The 17253-nt window shown below is 72.9% G+C and carries 14 protein-coding genes; 4 read left to right on the top strand and 10 right to left on the bottom strand.

All coding sequences use genetic code 11. The features are described from left to right. Positions 1 to 28: 28 nt before the first annotated feature. Complete coding sequence (locus ACIRNI_RS11480; protein ID WP_403550490.1) at positions 29 to 727, bottom strand: SIMPL domain-containing protein; 699 nt, start codon at positions 725 to 727, stop codon at positions 29 to 31. A gap of 112 nt (positions 728 to 839) precedes the next feature. On the opposite strand from ACIRNI_RS11480, the gene ACIRNI_RS11475 reads away from it, so the two are divergent. Continuing rightward, entirely contained in the window at positions 840 to 2639 is a 1800-nt protein-coding gene (locus tag ACIRNI_RS11475; RefSeq protein ID WP_403550488.1) for a bifunctional metallophosphatase/5'-nucleotidase, read from the top strand. Positions 2640 to 2645: 6 nt separating this feature from the next. On the opposite strand, the gene ACIRNI_RS11470 is transcribed toward ACIRNI_RS11475, so the two are convergent. From ACIRNI_RS11470 to leuA, 5 genes are all read right to left on the bottom strand, one after another. Continuing rightward, the gene (locus ACIRNI_RS11470; RefSeq protein ID WP_403550486.1) at positions 2646 to 4007 is read right to left on the bottom strand and encodes a lysine N(6)-hydroxylase/L-ornithine N(5)-oxygenase family protein; all 1362 of its coding nucleotides are present in this window, start codon (positions 4005 to 4007) and stop codon (positions 2646 to 2648) included. Continuing rightward, a complete protein-coding gene (locus ACIRNI_RS11465; RefSeq protein ID WP_403550485.1) occupies positions 4004 to 5431 on the bottom strand; it encodes a pyridoxal phosphate-dependent decarboxylase family protein in 1428 nt (475 codons plus the stop codon). Before ACIRNI_RS11465 ends, ACIRNI_RS11470 begins: the two co-directional genes overlap by 4 nt. Before the next feature lie 107 nt (positions 5432 to 5538). Continuing rightward, on the bottom strand, positions 5539 to 8022 hold the full coding sequence (pepN, locus tag ACIRNI_RS11460; RefSeq protein ID WP_403550483.1) for an aminopeptidase N: 2484 nt from the start codon (positions 8020 to 8022) through the stop codon (positions 5539 to 5541). Positions 8023 to 8108: 86 nt separating this feature from the next. Next, positions 8109 to 8591, bottom strand: coding sequence for a YbaK/EbsC family protein (locus ACIRNI_RS11455; protein WP_403550481.1), 483 nt, complete (start codon positions 8589 to 8591; stop codon positions 8109 to 8111). Continuing rightward, entirely contained in the window at positions 8588 to 10309 is a 1722-nt protein-coding gene (gene leuA, locus ACIRNI_RS11450; RefSeq protein ID WP_403550859.1) for a 2-isopropylmalate synthase, read from the bottom strand. Before leuA ends, ACIRNI_RS11455 begins: the two co-directional genes overlap by 4 nt. Before the next feature lie 507 nt (positions 10310 to 10816). Here leuA and ACIRNI_RS11445 point away from each other — a divergent pair. Beyond that, a complete protein-coding gene (locus ACIRNI_RS11445; RefSeq protein WP_403550480.1) occupies positions 10817 to 11521 on the top strand; it encodes a FadR/GntR family transcriptional regulator in 705 nt (234 codons plus the stop codon). Positions 11522 to 11570: 49 nt separating this feature from the next. Here the strand turns inward: ACIRNI_RS11445 and ACIRNI_RS11440 are convergent, their stop codons facing one another. After that, positions 11571 to 11942 (bottom strand): chorismate mutase, encoded by a 372-nt coding sequence (locus ACIRNI_RS11440; RefSeq protein WP_356646436.1) that lies wholly within the window; start codon positions 11940 to 11942, stop codon positions 11571 to 11573. A gap of 11 nt (positions 11943 to 11953) precedes the next feature. Further along, a complete protein-coding gene (locus ACIRNI_RS11435; RefSeq protein WP_403550478.1) occupies positions 11954 to 12841 on the bottom strand; it encodes a helix-turn-helix domain-containing protein in 888 nt (295 codons plus the stop codon). A 132-nt stretch (positions 12842 to 12973) separates the two neighbouring features. On the opposite strand from ACIRNI_RS11435, the gene ACIRNI_RS11430 reads away from it, so the two are divergent. Then, positions 12974 to 14761 (top strand): beta-galactosidase family protein, encoded by a 1788-nt coding sequence (locus ACIRNI_RS11430; RefSeq protein ID WP_403550476.1) that lies wholly within the window; start codon positions 12974 to 12976, stop codon positions 14759 to 14761. Between the two features lie 76 nt (positions 14762 to 14837). On the opposite strand, the gene ACIRNI_RS11425 is transcribed toward ACIRNI_RS11430, so the two are convergent. Then, positions 14838 to 15602 carry a S1 family peptidase gene (locus ACIRNI_RS11425; RefSeq protein ID WP_403550475.1) on the bottom strand — a complete coding sequence of 255 codons (765 nt, stop codon included), beginning with the start codon at positions 15600 to 15602 and terminating at the stop codon, positions 14838 to 14840. A gap of 299 nt (positions 15603 to 15901) precedes the next feature. Between ACIRNI_RS11425 and ACIRNI_RS11420 the strand changes: the two genes are divergently transcribed. After that, positions 15902 to 16774 carry a hypothetical protein gene (locus tag ACIRNI_RS11420; protein ID WP_403550857.1) on the top strand — a complete coding sequence of 291 codons (873 nt, stop codon included), beginning with the start codon at positions 15902 to 15904 and terminating at the stop codon, positions 16772 to 16774. A 42-nt stretch (positions 16775 to 16816) separates the two neighbouring features. Here the strand turns inward: ACIRNI_RS11420 and ACIRNI_RS11415 are convergent, their stop codons facing one another. Further along, positions 16817 to 17233, bottom strand: coding sequence for a ribonuclease domain-containing protein (locus tag ACIRNI_RS11415; RefSeq protein ID WP_403550473.1), 417 nt, complete (start codon positions 17231 to 17233; stop codon positions 16817 to 16819). Positions 17234 to 17253: the final 20 nt, after the last annotated feature.

Raw genomic sequence — 17253 nt, 5'->3', positions numbered from 1 at the left:
GCCGCTGCGGGGGCCAAACGGGGCGCGGCTACAACTCCGGGGGGTGCATGGTGAATCGGGCGTTGACCTGGGCGGTGACGGTCTGGCGCTGGGGTTCGAGGTCGAGGGCGGGGGCCATCTCCGTGGCTTCGGCGGCGAAGGCCATGCGGGGTGCGGAGCCTGGGGCGTTGGGCCTCAGGGGGTAGGAGGGGGCGTTCTCGGCGCCGAGGTCGGCGAGTTCGACGAGTGCGGCGAGGCGGGTGCCGAGGGCGTCGGCGTATTCGCGGGCGCGTTGGACGGCTTCCTTGACGGCTTGGCGGCGGGCGGCGCCGTGGGCCGGGGAGTCGGGGCGCAGGGCCCACCAGGGGCCGTCGACGCGGGTGAGTTCGAGGTCGGCGAGGCGGGTGGTGAGTTCGCCGAGGGCGGTGAAGTCGGAGAGTTCGGCGGTGAGGTGGACGCGGCCGTGGTAGGCGCGGACGCGTTCGCCTTTGCCGCGTTTGGTGAGTTCGGGGCTGATGGAGAAGGCTCCGGTCTCCAGTTTCTCGACGGCGTCGCCGTAGGACTTGACGAGTTCGAGGACGGTGGTGTTGCGGCGGGTGAGGTCTTCGAGGGCGCTGCGGCGGTCGGTGCCGCGGGCGCCGACGGAAATGCCGATGCGCGCGATTTCGGGGTCGACTTCGAGGCGGGCTTCGCCGCGCACGGCGACGCGGGGGGCTTGGGCGGTTCCGTACGGCAGGTCGCTGGTCATGGCCCGTCACTTCCTCGTGGTCATCGGATCGAAACCTTGCGGGGCCTGTTTCCGGGGGCCGCCGTACGACAGAATCTACGCGCGTTGTGCACGGAGAATCGAAGGAGATCACATGCCGCTGAACCGTAGGACCTTCCTGGAGCGGTCGGCCGCCGCCGGTGCCGGTGTGGCCTTGGCGGGGTCCGCCGCGGGCCCGGCCGTGGCGCAGGGTGGGGGGAAGGACGGGAAGGGCAAGCGGTACTCCTTCACCGTCATGGGCACCACCGACCTGCACGGGAACGTCTTCAACTGGGACTACTTCACCGACAGGGAGTTCGACGACAAGGCGCGCAACGACGTCGGTCTCGCGAAGATCTCCACGCTCGTCGAGCAGGTCCGCGCGGCGAAGGGGCGGCGCAACACGCTGCTCATCGACGCGGGCGACACGATCCAGGGCACGCAGCTGGCGTACTACTACGCCAAGGTGGATCCGATCACGGCCGAGCGCGGCCCGGTGCACCCCATGGCGCAGGCCATGAACGCCATCGGGTACGACGCGGCGGCGCTCGGTAACCACGAGTTCAACTACGGCATACCGGTGCTGCGGAAGTTCCAGGACCAGTGCGACTTCCCGCTGCTGGGCGCGAACGCGCTGGACGCGAAGACGCTGCGGCCCGCGTTCCCGCCGTACAGCATGCACCGGCTGTGTACGCCGTGCGGGCGGGATGTGCGGGTGGCGGTGCTGGGGCTGACGAACCCGGGGATCGCGATCTGGGACAAGGCGAACGTCGGCGGCAAGATGGTCTTCCCGGGGCTGGAGGAGCAGGCCGCGAAGTGGGTGCCGAAGCTGCGGGCGATGGGTGCGGACGTGGTGATCGTGTCGGCGCACTCGGGGTCCAGCGGGACGTCGTCGTACGGGGACCAGCTGCCGTACATCGAGAACGCGGCGGCGCTCGTGGCCGAGCAGGTGCCGGGCATCGACGCGATCCTGGTCGGGCACGCGCACACCGAGATCCCGGAGTACCGGGTGAGGAACAAGGAGACGGGCAAGGACGTCGTGCTGTCGGAGCCGCTGAAGTGGGGGCAGCGGCTGACGCTGTTCGACTTCGAGGTGGTGTGGCGCAGGGGCCGCTGGGTCGTGGAGAGGGTCGGCGCCTCGGTGCTGAACTCGAACACGGTCGAGGAGGACCCGGAGATCGTGAAGCTGCTCGGTGACGAGCACGCGAAGGTCGTGGCGTACGTCAACCAGGTGATCGGTACGTCGCCGGTCGCGATGTCCACGGCGGATGCGCCGTGGAAGGACGAGCCGATCATCGATCTGATCAACCATGTGCAGGCGGAGACGGTGAGGGCGGCGCTGGCGGGCGGCGAATACGCGGCGCTGCCGGTGCTGTCGCAGGCGTCGTGCTTCTCGCGGACGGCGCGGATTCCGGCGGGGCAGGTGACGATCCGGGACGCGGCGGGTCTGTACCCGTTCGAGAACACGCTGGAGGCGCGGCTGCTGACGGGTGCGCAGCTGAAGGAGTACTTGGAGTACTCGGCGAAGTACTACGTCCGGACCGCGGCGGGTGCGCCGGTGGAGACGGCGAAGCTGACGAACGCGGACGGTACGCCGGACTACAACTACGACGCGGTGTACGGGCTGACGTACGAGATCGACATCGCGCAGCCGGTGGGTTCGCGGATCGTGAATCTGTCCTTCGAGGGGAAGCCGCTGGACCCGGGGGCGCGGTTCGTGCTGGCGGTGAACAACTACCGGGCGAGTGGCGGTGGAGCGTTCCCGCACGTCGCTTCGGCGAAGCAGGTGTGGTCGAACTCGGAGGAGATCCGTAACACGATCATCCAGTGGGTGCAGGCGCAGGGGGCGATCGATCCGGCCGCCTTTGCCGCGGTGGGGTGGAGGCTGACGCGGGACGGTGTCCCCGTCTTCTGACGTTCTCTAACGTTTCCGCTGGTCGGGGAGGCCGAAGGTGGTGAACGCGGTCCGTCCGGGCAGCGGGTAGGGCTCCTTGCCGGTGAGCGAGTTGAGGATGGTGGCGGCGCGCCAGGCTGCGAGGCCGAGGTCGGGCGCGCCGACGCCGTGGGTGTGGGTTTCGGCGTTCTGTACGTAGACGGCGCCGGTGACGGAGGGGTCGAGGACGAGGCGGTACTGGTCGTCGACGCGGGGGCGTTCGGTGGAGTCGCGGCGCATGTAGGGGTCGAGGCCGGCGAGGACGCGTTCGAGGGGGCGTTGGCGGTAGCCGGTGGCGAGGACGACGGCGTCGGTGACGATGCGGTCGCGGGTGCCTTGCTGGATGTGTTCGACGTGCAGTTCGACCTTGGTGGTGGCGAGGCGTCCGGCGGTGCGGACGTGGACGCCGGGGGTGAGGACGGCGTCGGGCCAGCCGCCGTGGAGGGTGCGGCGGTAGAGCTCGTCGTGGATGGCGGCGATGGTGTCGGTGTCGATGCCTTTGTGGAGCTGCCACTGGCGGGGGACGAGGTCGTTGCGGACCTGCTCGGGCAGGGCGTGGAAGTAGCGGGTGTAGTCGGGGGTGAAGTGCTCCAGGCCGAGTTTGGAGTACTCCATGGGGGCGAAGGCCTCGGTGCGGGCGAGCCAGTGGATCTTCTCGGCGCCGGCGGGGCGGGCGCGCAGGAGGTCGAGGAAGATCTCGGCGCCGGACTGGCCGGAGCCGATGACGGTGACGTGGTCGGCGGCGATGAGGCGGTCGCGGTGGTGGAGGTAGTCGGCGGAGTGGAGGACGGGGACGGCGGGTGCGGCGGCGAGGGGCCTGAGCGGTTCGGGGATGTAGGGCTCGGTGCCGATGCCGAGGGCGAGGTGGCGGGCGTGGGTGCGGCCGGGGGCTTCGGCGTGGCCGTCGGCGTCGAGCTGGGTGTAGTCGACTTCGAAGACGTCGCGTTCGGGGTTCCAGCGGACGGCGTCGACCTGGTGGCCGAAGTGGAGTCCGGGGAGGTGGTCGCTGACCCAGCGGCAGTAGGCGTCGTATTCGGCGCGGTGGATGTGGAACCGCTCGGAGAAGTAGAAGGGGTAGAGGCGCTCGCGGCCGCGGAGGTAGTTGAGGAAGGTCCAGGGGCTGGTGGGGTCGGCGAGGGTGACGAGGTCGGCGAGGAAGGGGACTTGGAGGGTGGCGCTCTCGATGAGGAGGCCGGGGTGCCAGTGGAAGGCGGGGCGCTGTTCGTAGAAGGCGGTGGCGAGGCCGCCGGGGACGCCGTGGGCGAGGGCGGCGAGGGAGAGGTTGAAGGGGCCGATGCCGATGCCCACGAGGTCGTGGGGGTATTCGGTGGTGTGGGGGTGTTCGGTCATCGGGTGGTGCTGCCTTCCACGAGGTCGAGGAGTTGTGCGAGGTCGTCGGGGGTGGTGTGGGGGTTGAGGAGGGTGGCCTTGAGCCAGAGGCGTCCGTCGGCGGTGCGGGCGCGGCCGAGGACGGCGCGGCCTTCGGTGAGGAGGGTGCGGCGGACGGCGGCGACGGTGGTGTCGGGGGCGCCGGTGGGGCGGAAGAGGACGGTGGAGAGGGTGGGGCGTTCGTAGAGCTCCAGGGCGGGGCTCTTCTCGACGAGGTCGGCGAGGTGCTGGGCGGTGGTGCAGACCTGGTCGACGAGGGCGCCGAGTCCGGAGCGGCCGAGGGCGCGGAGGGTGACGGCGATCTTGAGGATGTCGGGGCGGCGGCTGGTGCGCGGGGAGCGGCCGAGGAGGTCGGGCAGGCCGGCTTCGGTGTCGTCGTCGGCGTTGAGGTATTCGGCGGTGTGGGCGAGGGGCCGCAGGAGGGCGCGGTCGGGTACGGCGAGGAGGCCGGCGGCGAGTGGTTGCCAGCCGAGTTTGTGCAGGTCGAGGGTGACGGTGGTGGCGCGGTCGAGGCCGGTCAGGAGGGGGCGGCGGGTTGGGCTGAAGAGCAGCGGGCCGCCGTAGGCGGCGTCGATGTGGAGGTCGGCGCCGTGGGCGTCGCACAGGTCGGCGATCTCGGGGAGGGGGTCGATGCGGCCGGTGTCGGTGGTGCCGGCGGTGGCGGCGACGAGGACGGGGCCGCGCAGTCCGGTGAGGACGGCTTCGAGGGCGGTGAGGTCGAGGGTGCCGCCGGGTGCGGGCACGGTGACGGGCTCGGGCAGGCCGAGGAGCCAGGTGGCGCGGTGGAGGGAGTGGTGGGCGTTCGCGGCGCAGACGGTCTGCACGGTGGCGCCGAACGCGCCGTGGCGCTCGCGGGCGAGGAGCAGGGCGAGCTGGTTGGCCTCGGTGCCGCCGGTGGTGACGAGTGCGTCGGGGTCGGGTCCGGTGGGGTGGACCTCGGTGGCGAGGGCGCGGGTGACGAGTTCTTCGAGCGCGGAGGCGGCGGGGGCCTGGTCCCAGGAGTCGAGGGACGGGTTGAGCGCGGCGGCCGCGAGGTCGGCGGCGACGGCGAGGGCGAGCGGCGGTGTGTGGAGGTGGGCGGCGCAGTGGGGGTGCGCGGGGTCGGCGGCGCCGTAGGCGAGGGCGTGGGTGAGGGTGCGGAGGGCTTCGTGGGGGCCGGTGCCGGTGGGGGGGATGAGGGGTTCCGTCCCGAGGCCCTCCGAGGTCGCCGGCTCCTGCCCTCTCAGGGTCTGGTGGAGGTAGGCCGTGACGGCGGCGGGGCCGCCCGGGGGCAGGGGGCCGCCGCGGGCGGTGGTGCCGGTGTGGAGGGCGTCGAGCACGGTGTCGACGAGGGGGCGCAGTGCGTCGGGGCCTGCGGGACCTCCGGCGAGGGACGGGGTGCTCATGGGGCCAGCGTGGACCGCCGCCGCACCGGGTGGGTCCGGTGCGGGGCGATCACAACCCGAAAGTGGGACGCCCGTGGGGAGACGTACGCCCCAGGGTGCCGCTGCTGCTATGCCTCCCGGACGCGCAGGGCGCGGCGCAGGTCGTCGAGCTGGTCGACGAGCTTGCGGCGCAGCGCCGGGATCATCGTGCCGGCCGCCAGGTGCTCCTCGCCGAGGCGCAGGTTGTCGGCGTCGACGGCGTGGGCGGGGAAGGCGTAGCGGCCGGCGGCCTCGGCGATGGCGGGGCCGCGGCGGTCGGCGAGGGCGATGGCGTCGGGGTAGAAGCGGGGCACGTACTCCCGTACGAGGTCGGCCTGTTCGGGCTGCCAGAAGCCTTGTGCGGTGGCGGTGAACAGGTAGTTGGAGAGCGCGTCGGAGGTGAACATCCGCTCCCAGGCGGCTGCTTTGGCATCGGGGGTTGGGAGGGCGGCGCGGCAGCGGGCGGCGCCTTCCTGGCCGGTGGCGCTGGGGTCGCGGTCCAGTTCGGCGGCGATGGCGTCCTCGTCCGTGGCGCCGAGGGCGGCGAGGCGGGCCAGGATGCGCCAGCGGAGTTCGGGGTCGAGGTCGGGGCCGCCGGGGACGGCGCCTTCGGCGAGCCAGCCCTGGAGGGTGCCGGGCTGCCGGGCGGCGTCGATGCGGTGGCGTACGGCGGTGAGGCGGAGGCCCGGGTCGGTGCCGTCCTCGGTGCGGCGGATGAGGTCGCGGGTGAGGTCGGTGAGGAGGGCGAGGGCGTCGGGCCGGGTCTCGGGGGTGAGGTAGCGGTCGGCGACCTGGGTGGAGGCGAAGCCGAGGACGCCCTGGACGATGGCGAGGTCCTTCTCCTCGGGGAGGTGGGCGCGGGCGGTCTGCAGGTACTCGGTGGGCGGGAGTTCGCCGTCGCGGACCATGTCGCGCAGGCAGTTCCACACGACGGCGCGGGTGAGGGCGTCGGGGATGCCGGAGAGGTTGCGGAAGGCGGGCTCCTCGGAGTGTTGGTCGAGGCGGATCTTGGCGTAGGTGTGGTCGCCGTCGTTGAGGACGATGAGGGCCGGGCGGGGGCCGGGGATGGTCGCCGGGGCTTCCTGTGGGACGTCGAGCTCGACGCGCTCGCGCAGCACCAACTGGGTTCCGTCGCCGAGTTCGCGGTCGTACAGGCCGACGGTGACGCGGTGCGGGCGGCTGCCGGTGCGCTGGACGGCGAGGGTGCCGTCGGCCGGGTCGTACGCGGGTGTGAGGGTGTCGACGCCGGTGGTGCGCAGCCATGCCTCGGCCCAGCCGTGGATGTCGCGGTCGGTCGTGGAGGCGAGGTTGTCGATGAAGTCGGCGAGGGTGGCGTTGCCGAACTTGTGGCGGGCGAAGTGGGCGTTGATGCCGGCGAGGAAGTCCTTCTCGCCCATCCAGGCGACGAGCTGCCGCAGCGCGGAGGCGCCCTTGGCGTAGGAGATGCCGTCGAAGTTGAGCATCGCGGAGGCGGTGTCGGGGACGGCGTCGGGGTCGGGGGCGACGGGGTGGGTGGAGGGCCGCTGGTCGGCGTCGTATCCCCAGGCCTTGCGTGCGACGCCGAAGTCGACCCAGGTGTCGGGGTAGCGGGTGGTGGCCTCGTTGATGGTCTGGTAGCCCATGTACTCGGCGAAGGACTCGTTCAGCCAGATGTCGTCCCACCACTTGAGGGTGACGAGGTCGCCGAACCACATGTGGGCCATTTCGTGGGCGATGACCATGGCGCGGGTCTGGCGCTCGGTGACGGTGACGGCGGAGCGGTAGACGAACTCGTCGCGGAAGGTGACCAGGCCGGGGTTCTCCATGGCGCCGGCGTTGAACTCGGGCACGAAGGCCTGGTCGTAGGAGTCGAAGGGGTACGGCTCCTCGAACTTCTCGTGGTACCGGTCGAAGCACTGCCGGGTGACGTCGAGGATCTCGTCGGCGTCGGCGTCGAGGTGGGGGGCGAGGGAGCGGCGGCAGTGGATGCCGAAGGGCAGTCCGGCGTGTTCGGTGCGGATGGAGTGCCAGGGGCCGGCGGCGACGGCGACGAGGTAGGTGGAGATGAGGGGGGTGGGGGCGGCGTGCCAGCGGCCGTCGCCCTGGGGGGTGGTGATGCCGTTGGCGAGGACGGTCCAGCCGTCGGGCGCGGTGACGGTCAGCTCGAAGACGGCCTTGAGGTCGGGCTGGTCGAAGGCGGCGAAGACGCGCTGGACGTCCTCCATGAACAGCTGGGTGTAGGCGTAGGTCTCGCCGTCGCTGGGGTCGGTGAAGCGGTGCATGCCCTCGCCGGTGCGCGAGTAGCGCATGGCGGCGTCGACGCGCAGCTCGTGCGGGCCCTCGGTGAGGGTGAGGGGGTAGCGGTTGTCGACGAGCGCCTCGGGGTCGAGGGGCTGCCCGTCGAGGGTGAGCGCCCGGAGGGTGGCGGGCTTGAGCTCGACGAAGGTGTCGCCGTGGGTGCGGGCGGTGAACCGGATGACGGTGGTCGAGTCGAAGGTGTCGTCGCCGGTGGTGAGGTCCAGGTCGATCGTGTACCGCTGGACGTCGAGGAACCGGGCTCGGGTCTGCGCTTCGTCGCGCGTCAGTACGGGCATGGGCCCATGCTGCCCGATGGTTGAACGCCGGACACGCGAGTTCTTCTCACGGCTGAGCGGACGGCGGACCCGAGCCCGGACACCCCCTAGGGGGTCGCGGTCACGGGGTGCGCGGTGCCGCCCGTGAGGCGCAGGAGTTCCTCGTACGTCGTGGGGAAGACGGTGCGCGGGTGTCCGGCCGCCGCCCAGACGCGCGGGTGGTCGGCGAGCGCGGTGTCGACGACGGTGCGCAGGGGGGTGGGGTGGCCGATCGGGGCGACGCCGCCGATGGCCTGGCCGGTGGCGGCGCGTACCTGCTCGGGGGTGGCCCGGTGGAGCGCGGGCAGGCCGAGGCGGGCGGCGAGGGCGGTGGTGTCGACGCGGTGGCTGCCGCTGGTCATGACGAGGACGGGGGTGCCGTCGGCGTGGAAGACGAGGCTGTTGGCGATGGCGCCGATGTCGCAGCCGAGGGCGGCGGCGGCTTCGGCGGCGGTACGGGCGGAGCCGGGCAGCTCGCGGACGGCGCCGGGGGCGCCGGCCGCGGCGAGCGCGTCGGCGACGAGGCGGCTGCGGGCGGGGAGCTCGCTCATCGGGCGGTCCCTTCGATATGGGTGTCGGTGTGGGCGTGGGCGCGGTGGGCCGCCGCGATCACGGCGTGTACGGAGGCGGTGAGCACGGAGGTGTCGCGGCCCACGCCCCACAGGGTGGTGTCCCCGACGCGGCATTCGGCGTAGGCGACGGCGGGGCTGTCGGGGCCGGTGCCGGTGGCGTGCTCGGCGTAGTGCCGGATGTCGACGGGGGTCCCGGCGGTGGCGAGGGCGTCGGTGAGCGCGGAGAGCGGGCCGTTGCCGGTGCCGGTCACCTCGCGTCCGTCGGGGAGCGTGGCGTGGAAGGTGTGGTGTCCGGGGGCGGTTTCGGTGGTGTGCCAGGCGGCGGGGGTCAGCGGGCCGTGCTCGTACGGGGCGAGGTAGGTGGCGTGGAAGAGGTCCCACAGCTGCGGGGCGGTGGCCTCCTCGCCGCTGTCGTCGGTGGCGTGCTGGACGACGCGCGAGAAGTCGATCTGGAGGCGGCGGGGCAGGTCGAGCCCGTACGCCGTGTGCAGCAGGTAGGCGATGCCGCCCTTGCCGGACTGGCTGTTGACGCGGATGACGGCTTCGTAGTCGCGGCCGATGTCGGCGGGGTCGATGGGCAGGTACGGGACCTCCCAGGGGGCCTGCTCCGGCGGGACGCCGAGGGCGGCGGCGCGGGCGGTGTGGTGGGCGAGGCCTTTCTTGATGGCGTCCTGGTGGGTGCCGGAGAAGGCGGTGTGGACGAGGTCGCCGGCGTACGGGTGGCGCTCGTGGACCGGCAGGCGGTTGCAGTGTTCGACGGTGCGGCGGACGGCGTCGATGTCGGAGAGGTCGAGCTGGGGGTCGACGCCCTGGGTGTGCAGGTTGAGGGCGAGGGTGACCAGGTCGACGTTGCCGGTGCGCTCGCCGTTGCCGAAGAGGCAGCCCTCGACGCGCTGGGCCCCGGCCAGGAGGGCGAGTTCGGCGCAGGCGACGCCGGTGCCGCGGTCGTTGTGGGGGTGGACGGAGAGGATGACGGCGTCGCGCCGTGCCAGGTTGCGGTGCGTGTACTCGATCTGGTCGGCGTAGACGTTGGGGGTGGCGATCTCGACGGTGGCGGGGAGGTTGAGGGTGACGGGGCGGTCGGGTGAGGCGTCCCAGAGGGCGGGGCCGGTGAGGTCGTCGCAGAGCTCCAGGATGTAGTCGGGTTCGGTGGCGTTGAAGACCTCGGGTGAGTACTGGAAGCGGACGTCCTGGGCGGGGCGGGCGTCGGCGAGCTTGGCGATGAGCGTGGCGGCGTCGCGGACGAGGGTGTGGATGTCGTCGCGGCTTCGGCCCAGGACGATGTCGCGCCAGATGGGCGCGGTGGCGGTGTAGAGGTGGACGACGGTGCGGGGCAGGCCGTCGATGGCCTCGAAGGTGCGCTCGATGAGGTCGGGGCGGGCGGGGGTGAAGACGACGACGGTGACGTCGTCCGGTACGGCGTCGCTCTGGGCGAGGTGCCGTACGAAGTCGAAGTCGGTGCGGCTCGCGGAGGGGTAGGCGACCTCGATCTCCTTGAACCCCATGGCGACCTGGAGGTCGAACATGCGGCGCTTGCGCGCCGTGTCCATCGGTTCGGCGAGCGCCTGGTTGCCGTCGCGGAGGTCGACGGGGACCCAGAGGGGGGCGCGGTCGATGGTGCGGGTGGGCCAGGTGCGGTCGGTGAGGTCGGGGAGGGGGACGCGGGCGTGGGCGGGGCGGTAGCGGTGGCTCGGCATGGCACCGCCGCGCTGCGGGTTCCAGGCGGGGGCGGTGCGGATGCCGGCGGTGCGGGTGGCGTCGGTGGCGCCGGGGGCATCGGGGGCATCGGGGGCGTACGACATGAAGCCTCTTCTGTCGGACCGGAGTTGACCGGCCGGCTCAGGTCCTGCGCGGTCGGTCAGGCCGGATAAGCGAGCGGGGACTGGGGGTCCCCCCGGGCGAAGCCGAGGGGGAGCGTGCAGCTGCAAGGCGGAGGAAGGAGCCTCCCCCGTTGCCCGAAGGGCTACGGGGGCCATTGGCGACTGACGACAACGCGGGCTGGGGGTGCCCCCCAGGCGAAGCTCTGGGGGAGTGCGTGCCAGGGCACGAGAGCCCGGCAAGACCGACCGCGCAGGGCCTGACGCCGCGGCGGGGTGCCGGTCGCGTCAGGCCCCGCCGCGGCGGCCGAGAAGGAGACCACGCAGCTTCATGCCGGGTACAGTAATCATGGAACAACTCCTCAGACAAGCTGAGAGGTGAAAGGGATGTCGTCGGGTCTCGGCGCGCTGCGCCCCAGCCCCCTGGTCGAACAGGCCGCGGAGCGGTTGCGCGGGCAGATCACGGGCGGGCACTGGCCGGTGGGCACCAAGCTGCCCGGCGAGACGACGCTCGCCAAGGAGCTGGGCGTCGGCCGCTCGACGGTCCGCGAGGCGGTGCGGCTCCTGGCCGGCGCGGGGCTGCTGCGGCCGCGGCAGGGCGCCGGCGTGTTCGTCGTCGCGACCGAGCCGGCGGTGCCGGTGGAGGACTGGGCGGCCCGGCTGCGCCGCGCGGCGGTCACCGATGTGTACGAGGTGCGCGCGATGGTGGAGGTGCAGGCGGCGCGGCTGGCCGCGGCGCGCCGTACGGAGGCGGACCTGGCGGCGATGGACGCGGCGCTGGCGGCGCGGACCGAGGCGGCGGGCGGCGACGACGCGGCGTTCGTGGACGCGGACATCTCGCTGCACGCGGCGGTGGTGGCGGCCGCGCACAACCCCGTGCTGACGGACCTGTTCAAGGAGTTCGTGCCGGCGCTGCGGGAGGGCCTGATCGGCCTGGTGCAGCTGCTCGACCTGCGCGAGCGGGAGCCGGGCCACAGCGCCGACCTGCACGCGGAGCTGGTGGAGGCGGTACGCCGGGGCGACGCGGACGGCGCGAGCGGCGCGCTCCGGGCGGACATGGAGGCGACGCTGGCGCTGCTGCACGGCGAGTGACGAAAGTCCGCCCCTTCAGAAGCCCGTGTGCGTCACGCGTCCGAGTGCGTCACGCGTCCGGGGCCGAGGCGGTCGCGATGGTCTCGTGGTGGCGGATGACCTCCGCGATGATGAAGTTCAGCAGCTTCTCGGCGAACGCCGGGTCGAGCTTCGCGCTCTCCGCCAGCTGCCGCAGCCGGGCGATCTGGCGGGCCTCGCGGGCCGGGTCGGCCGGGGGCAGGTGGTGCCGGGCCTTGAGGTGGCCCACCCGCTGGGTGCACTTGAACCGCTCGGCCAGCATGTGCACGACGGCCGCGTCGATGTTGTCGATGCTGGCCCGCAGCTCGGCCAGTTCCTCGCGGACGGAGTCGTGGACGGAGTCGTCGACGGTGCCACCGGTCCCCCCGGTGCCGCCGATGCCGTCGATGTCGCTGGTGCTCATGATGAGCGAGCTTAGACGGGACCGGACTCGATCGTCGGCGGGTGTTCGGGATCTGGAACGCGGGTGCTCCAGCCACCGGGGACGGTACGCCCCTGCTGCTCGCGGAAGCGGATCGGAGCGGTGCCGACGCGCCGGGTGAACAGCCGCGAGAAGTACGCCGGGTCGTCGTAGCCGACGCGGCGCGCGACCGCCGCGACGGGCAGCTCGGTGCCGGCGAGGAGCTCCTTGGCGCGGCCGAGCCGGATGCCGAGGAGGTAGTCCTTGGGGCTGCACCCGGCGCCGCGCCGTACCGCCGTCCGCAGCTCGGCGGGGGTCATGCCGTGCCGGGCCGCGTGCTCGGCGACCGACAGGGGCTGGAAGGCGTCACGGGCGAGGGCCTCCAGGACGGGGGCGCCGTCGGCGTTGGTGTCGGCGCGGGCGCGGCGCAGGGTGACGAGGAGTTCATGGACGGCGGCGGCGGTCTCCACCTCCAGGAGCGGGTTGCCGCGCCGGGCGGCGCGCGCGATGCGGCCGATGACGGAGCGGGCGGGGCCCGCGTCGGCGAGCGGCACGACGGGCCGGTCGGGCTCGATGTAGCCGAGCTCGGTGTACGTGGCGGTGACGGGCCCGGTGAAGTCGACGAAGCCCTCGTCCCAGCCGGTGGCCGGGTCGGGGGCGTAGTGGTGCGGTACGCCGGGGGTGAGCCAGAGCAGCGCGGGCGCGGTGACCGTCAGACGCCGCCCGTCGGGGCAGCGGTACCAGCCGCCGCCCGCGTTGATCACGACGGCGACGTGGTGGTCGAGGGTGCGGGGGCCGACCGTGGGCAGGGTGCCGTGCTGGAGGCCGACACCGAGGCAGACCAGGCCGAGGCGCTGGTGGAGCGGGCCGGGCGTGAAGAAGCGCATCCAGGTGTGGTACATGCCCCGCCCCTCCCGACGAACCCTCGGCGAACCGTTTTTGCGTCCAACCAGCGCTGATCTTTGTCCATGGACCGGCCCACCGCCAGAGGGCGACAGTTGCTCGCGGTACGTGATCAGGAGAGGGATGGAACGGTGGCCGAGTTCACGGTGGGTGACGACGACTTTCTGCTGGACGGCAGGCCGGTGCGGCTGCTGTCGGGCGCCCTGCACTACTTCCGGGTGCACGAGGAGCAGTGGAGCCACCGGCTGGCGATGTTCCGCGCGATGGGCCTGAACTGCGTGGAGACGTACGTCCCCTGGAATCTGCACGAGCCGGAGCCCGGCCGCTACCGGGACGTGGAGGCCTTGGGCCGGTTCCTGGACGCGGTGCGGGCGGCGGGCCTGTGGGCGATCGTGCGGCCGGGCCCGTACATCTGCGCGGAGTGGGAGAACGGCGGTCTGCCGCACTGGCTGACGGGCCCGCTGGGGCGCCGGGTGCGCACGCGGGACGCCGCGTACCTGGCCCACGTCGACCGCTGGTTCCGCGTGCTGCTGCCGCAGGTGGTGGAGCGGCAGATCGACCGGGGCGGCCCGGTGGTCCTGGTGCAGGCGGAGAACGAGTACGGGAGCTACGGCTCCGACCAGGGCTATCTGCGCCACGTCGCGGACCTGCTGGAGGCGTGCGGGGTGACGGTGCCGCTGTTCACGGCGGACGGGCCCGAGGACCACATGCTCACCGGGGGCTCGATCCCGGGGGTGCTGGCCACGGCGAACTTCGGGTCGGGCGCGCGGGAGGCGTTCGGGGTGCTGCGGCGGCACCGGCCGCGCGGGCCGCTGATGTGCATGGAGTTCTGGTGCGGCTGGTTCGACCACTGGGGCGACGGGCCCGCGGCGCGGGACGCCGGTGACGCGGCGGCGGCGCTCGCGGAGATCCTGGAGTGCGGGGCGTCGGTCAACGTGTACATGGCGCACGGAGGCACGAGCTTCGGCGGCTGGGCCGGGGCGAACCGGTCGGGGCCGCTGCACGACGGTGCACTGGAGCCGACGGTGACGTCGTACGACTACGACGCGCCGATCGACGAGGCGGGCCTGCCGACGGCGAAGTTCTGGGCCTTCCGGTCCGTGCTGGAGGCGTACGCGGAGGGCGGCCGCCCGCTGCCGGACGTGCCGCCGCCGCCCGTACGGCTGGCCGCGCCGGTGCGGGCGGCGGTCTCGCGGTGGGCGCCGCTGCCGGAGGTCATGGAGGCGCTGGGCGACGAGGAGTGGACCGGTCCGCTTCCGCCGACCTTCGAGGAGCTGGGCGTGGACCGCGGCCTGGTGCGCTACCGGCTGCGACTGCCGGGGCCCCGGCAGCCGTACCCGCTGTCGGTGAGCGGGCTGCGGGACCGGGCGGTGGTGTACGTGGACGGGGTCCGGGCGGGCGTGCTGGACACGGAGGAGGCGGCGCTGGCGGAGCCGGTGGCCGGGCCCGCGGAGGTGGAGCTGTGGGTGGAGTCGCTGGGGCGGGTCAATTACGGGCCGAGGCTCGCGGAGTCCAAGGGCATCACGGGCGGGGTGCTCCATGAGCGCCAGTACGTCCACGGGGTGCGGGCGCGGGGGCTGCGGCTGGGCGCCTTCACGGCGGAGGCGGTGGAGAAGGTGCCGTTCACGGAGGTGCCGTCCGGGGCATGGCCGGGGGCCGGGGAGCCGGGGGCCGGGGAGCCGGGCCTGTACCGGGCGGTCGTGGAGGTGGCCGGTGGGGCCGCCGGTGACGCGGCGCTGGAACTGCCCGGCTGGACCCGGGGGTTCGTCTGGGTCAACGGCTTCTGCCTGGGCCGGTACTGGAACGTGGGGCCGCAGCGGTCGCTGTTCGTACCGGGGCCGGTGCTGCGTCAGGGCGCGAACGACGTGTGGGTGCTGGAGCTGGAGGGCGCCGGCGCCACCTCCGTGCACCTGTCGTGACGGGAGTGGCGGGCCGCTCACCGGGCCGGCCCGCCACTCCCCTATCCGCTATCCGCTATCCGCTATCCGCTATCCGCTAGAGGGTCGAGGCCGCGGACTGGATGGCGGCGGCGAAGGTGGACACCTCGGTGTAGACGCCGGGGTAGTTCGGCCGGGCGCAGCCCTGGCCCCAGCTCACGATGCCGACCTGGATCCACGCCCCGGTGTTGTCCTTGCGGAACATCGGGCCGCCGGAGTCGCCCTGGCAGGTGTCGGTGCCGCCCTGGGCGTAACCGGCGCAGATCTCCTCGCTCGGCACGAGCTCGTTGCCGTACGACTGCTGGCAGCTGGTGTCGGAGACGAACGGCACCTGGGCCTTGAGCAGGTAGCGCTGCTGGCTGCCGCCCTCGCGGGCCGCGCCCCAGCCGGCGACGGTGAAGGTGCCGCTGTTGTACGTCGTGGTGGAGGCGATCTTCAGGGTGGGCAGGTTGATCGGCTTGGCCAGCTTGATCAGCGCCCAGTCCTTGCCCTTGCCGTTGTAGCCGGGGGCCTGGAGGACCTTCGTCGACTTGACCTTGATGGCACTGGCGCTCTGCAGGTCCACGACACCGGCGGTGGCGGTGATGCTGGTGTTGTTGCCGGAGCCGCTGACGCAGTGGGCGGCGGTCAGGACGATCTGCTGGGTGTAGAGCGCTCCGCCGCAGCCCATGGAGAGGCGGACCATCCACGGGAACTCGCCCTGTGCGGCGGGGGTGCCGCCGACGACGGGCTGCGGGGCGGCCTGGGCGGCACCCGCCGACAGGGGCTGGAGGCTGACCGCGGCGAGTATGACGGCACCGGCGGCCGCGCATCTCTTGAACATGCCAAGGATCTTGTTCAACTGTCTGCCTTTCGTGGGGGGTTGAGCCTAGCGCGCACGTGACGCGCCGCCGCCGCCCGGCAGTTGGGTGACATGGGCTCGTCAAGGCGTGGTCCGATTGTCCGGAGCGATCATGACCCCCACAAGAGCGACTTTTCGGCCACTGTGCCGCCCGGTCGGCGCCGTACAGTTGAAGGAGGTCGACGTCGTGCTTGGGGGTACGGGACGTGGCGAACGGCAGCGACAACGACAGCGGTGACAGCGGCAGCGGCAGGCCCGGTGGTGGAGTCGGCGGCGCGGTCGTGCACGGCTACCCGCACCTCGACACCGTGCGGGCCGCGATCACGGCGGTGTACCGGCGGCTGACCCCCGAGGGCCTGTACGCGTACGCCTCCAGCGTCGCCCCCGCCGACGTGGCCTTCGCGGACGCCGACGACCTGCACCTCGGGACGCAGCGGGTGGCCGGCGCGCTGGTGCGCCAGCTGCGGCTGCCGGAGGCGCGGATGATCGTGAGCTTCCGCGGGATGCGGCACGCGGCGAGCGTCGAACTGGCCTCCGGACCGGAGTACTTCATCGAGCTGAACGACCGGTTCCGCACGCATCGGCGGGACATCGGGGCGGCGCTGGCCCACGAGATCACGCATGTGCTGCTGCACCGGCTGGGGCTGAGCTTCCCGGGCACGCGCGACAACGAGATCCTGACGGACACGGCGACGACGTACCTGGGCGCCGGGTGGCTGCTGCTGGACGCGTACCGCGAGGACGGCGTGTCCAGCCAGAAGCTCGGCTATCTCACGCCGGAGGAGTTCGGGTACGTGCTCGCGAAGCGCGCGCTGGCCTTCGGCGAGGACCCGTCGCCGTGGTTCACCAGCCCGCAGGCGTACACGGCGTACACCCGCGGCCGCGCGGAGGCCGTCGGCGACGGCCGCCGGCCCCCGCTGACGGCCGCGGGGTGGGCGGGGCGCCACCGCTACGCGAAGGACCGCCGCTACGCCCAGGACCACCCGGGCGCGGCGACGGGCCTGCCGTACGCCTTCGAACACGGCGGCGGGGACGCGGGGTTGCGCGTCTCGTTCCCCTGCCCGACGTGCCAGCAGCGCGTCCGGGTCCCGGTGCGGGGCCGGGTGCGGGCCCGGTGCGGGCTGTGCCGGACGGTGCTGGAGTGCGACACCTGACGGTGTCTCCGCGGCCGGGTTCAGCAGGCGTGGTCGACGGGTTCAGCAGGCGTGGTCGACGAGGTCGAAGGACGCGTAGTGGTCGGCGGTGTAGTAGTCCTCCCGGGGCGCGTCGCCGGTGACGATGCGGCGGGCGCCGCGGTCCGGGGAGCCCGGGGTGACGACGGTGTACTCGTGGTAGTAGCCGGAGGCCCGCGTCGGCAGGATCCGTTCGCGGTTCCGGAAGACGGAGCCGTCCTGGCGGTACGGGTAGGGGCCGCCGTCCTCGATGAGGCCGAGCGTGTCGTGCGCCTGGGGCGGCAGGGCGGAGTAGCAGATGTCGCCGACGGCCGTGGCGGCGTAGGCGGCGCCCGAAGTGAGGGGTGCGGTAGGGGCGTTGGCGGCGGCCGGGCCGACGAGGAGGGTGGAGAGCAGGGCGACGGCACCGCCGAGCAGGCTGAACCGTGGGGGGATTCTCATGGGCCCATCATGGAGCGACT

Source organism: Streptomyces sp. NPDC093546 (genome assembly GCF_044765045.1).
Classification (GTDB): domain Bacteria; phylum Actinomycetota; class Actinomycetes; order Streptomycetales; family Streptomycetaceae; genus Streptomyces.
The sequence above is the reverse complement of the archived record's forward strand: the minus strand, read 5'-3'. Positions and strand labels throughout refer to the sequence as shown.

Bases quoted from the DNA above. Each gene is read 5' to 3' on its own strand.
- ACIRNI_RS11470 (WP_403550486.1), bottom strand. From the start codon at position 4,007: ATGACCGAACACCCCCACACCACCGAATACCCCCACGACCTCGTGGGC.
- ACIRNI_RS11415 (WP_403550473.1), bottom strand. From the start codon at position 17,233: ATGAGAATCCCCCCACGGTTCAGCCTGCTCGGCGGTGCCGTCGCCCTG.
- ACIRNI_RS11455 (WP_403550481.1), bottom strand. From the start codon at position 8,591: ATGAGCGAGCTCCCCGCCCGCAGCCGCCTCGTCGCCGACGCGCTCGCC.
- ACIRNI_RS11445 (WP_403550480.1), top strand. From the start codon at position 10,817: ATGTCGTCGGGTCTCGGCGCGCTGCGCCCCAGCCCCCTGGTCGAACAG.
- ACIRNI_RS11480 (WP_403550490.1), bottom strand. From the start codon at position 727: ATGACCAGCGACCTGCCGTACGGAACCGCCCAAGCCCCCCGCGTCGCC.
- ACIRNI_RS11435 (WP_403550478.1), bottom strand. From the start codon at position 12,841: ATGTACCACACCTGGATGCGCTTCTTCACGCCCGGCCCGCTCCACCAG.
- ACIRNI_RS11465 (WP_403550485.1), bottom strand. From the start codon at position 5,431: ATGAGCACCCCGTCCCTCGCCGGAGGTCCCGCAGGCCCCGACGCACTG.
- pepN (WP_403550483.1), bottom strand. From the start codon at position 8,022: ATGCCCGTACTGACGCGCGACGAAGCGCAGACCCGAGCCCGGTTCCTC.
- ACIRNI_RS11440 (WP_356646436.1), bottom strand. From the start codon at position 11,942: ATGAGCACCAGCGACATCGACGGCATCGGCGGCACCGGGGGGACCGGT.
- ACIRNI_RS11425 (WP_403550475.1), bottom strand. From the start codon at position 15,602: ATGTTCAAGAGATGCGCGGCCGCCGGTGCCGTCATACTCGCCGCGGTC.
- leuA (WP_403550859.1), bottom strand. From the start codon at position 10,309: ATGCCGAGCCACCGCTACCGCCCCGCCCACGCCCGCGTCCCCCTCCCC.
- ACIRNI_RS11475 (WP_403550488.1), top strand. From the start codon at position 840: ATGCCGCTGAACCGTAGGACCTTCCTGGAGCGGTCGGCCGCCGCCGGT.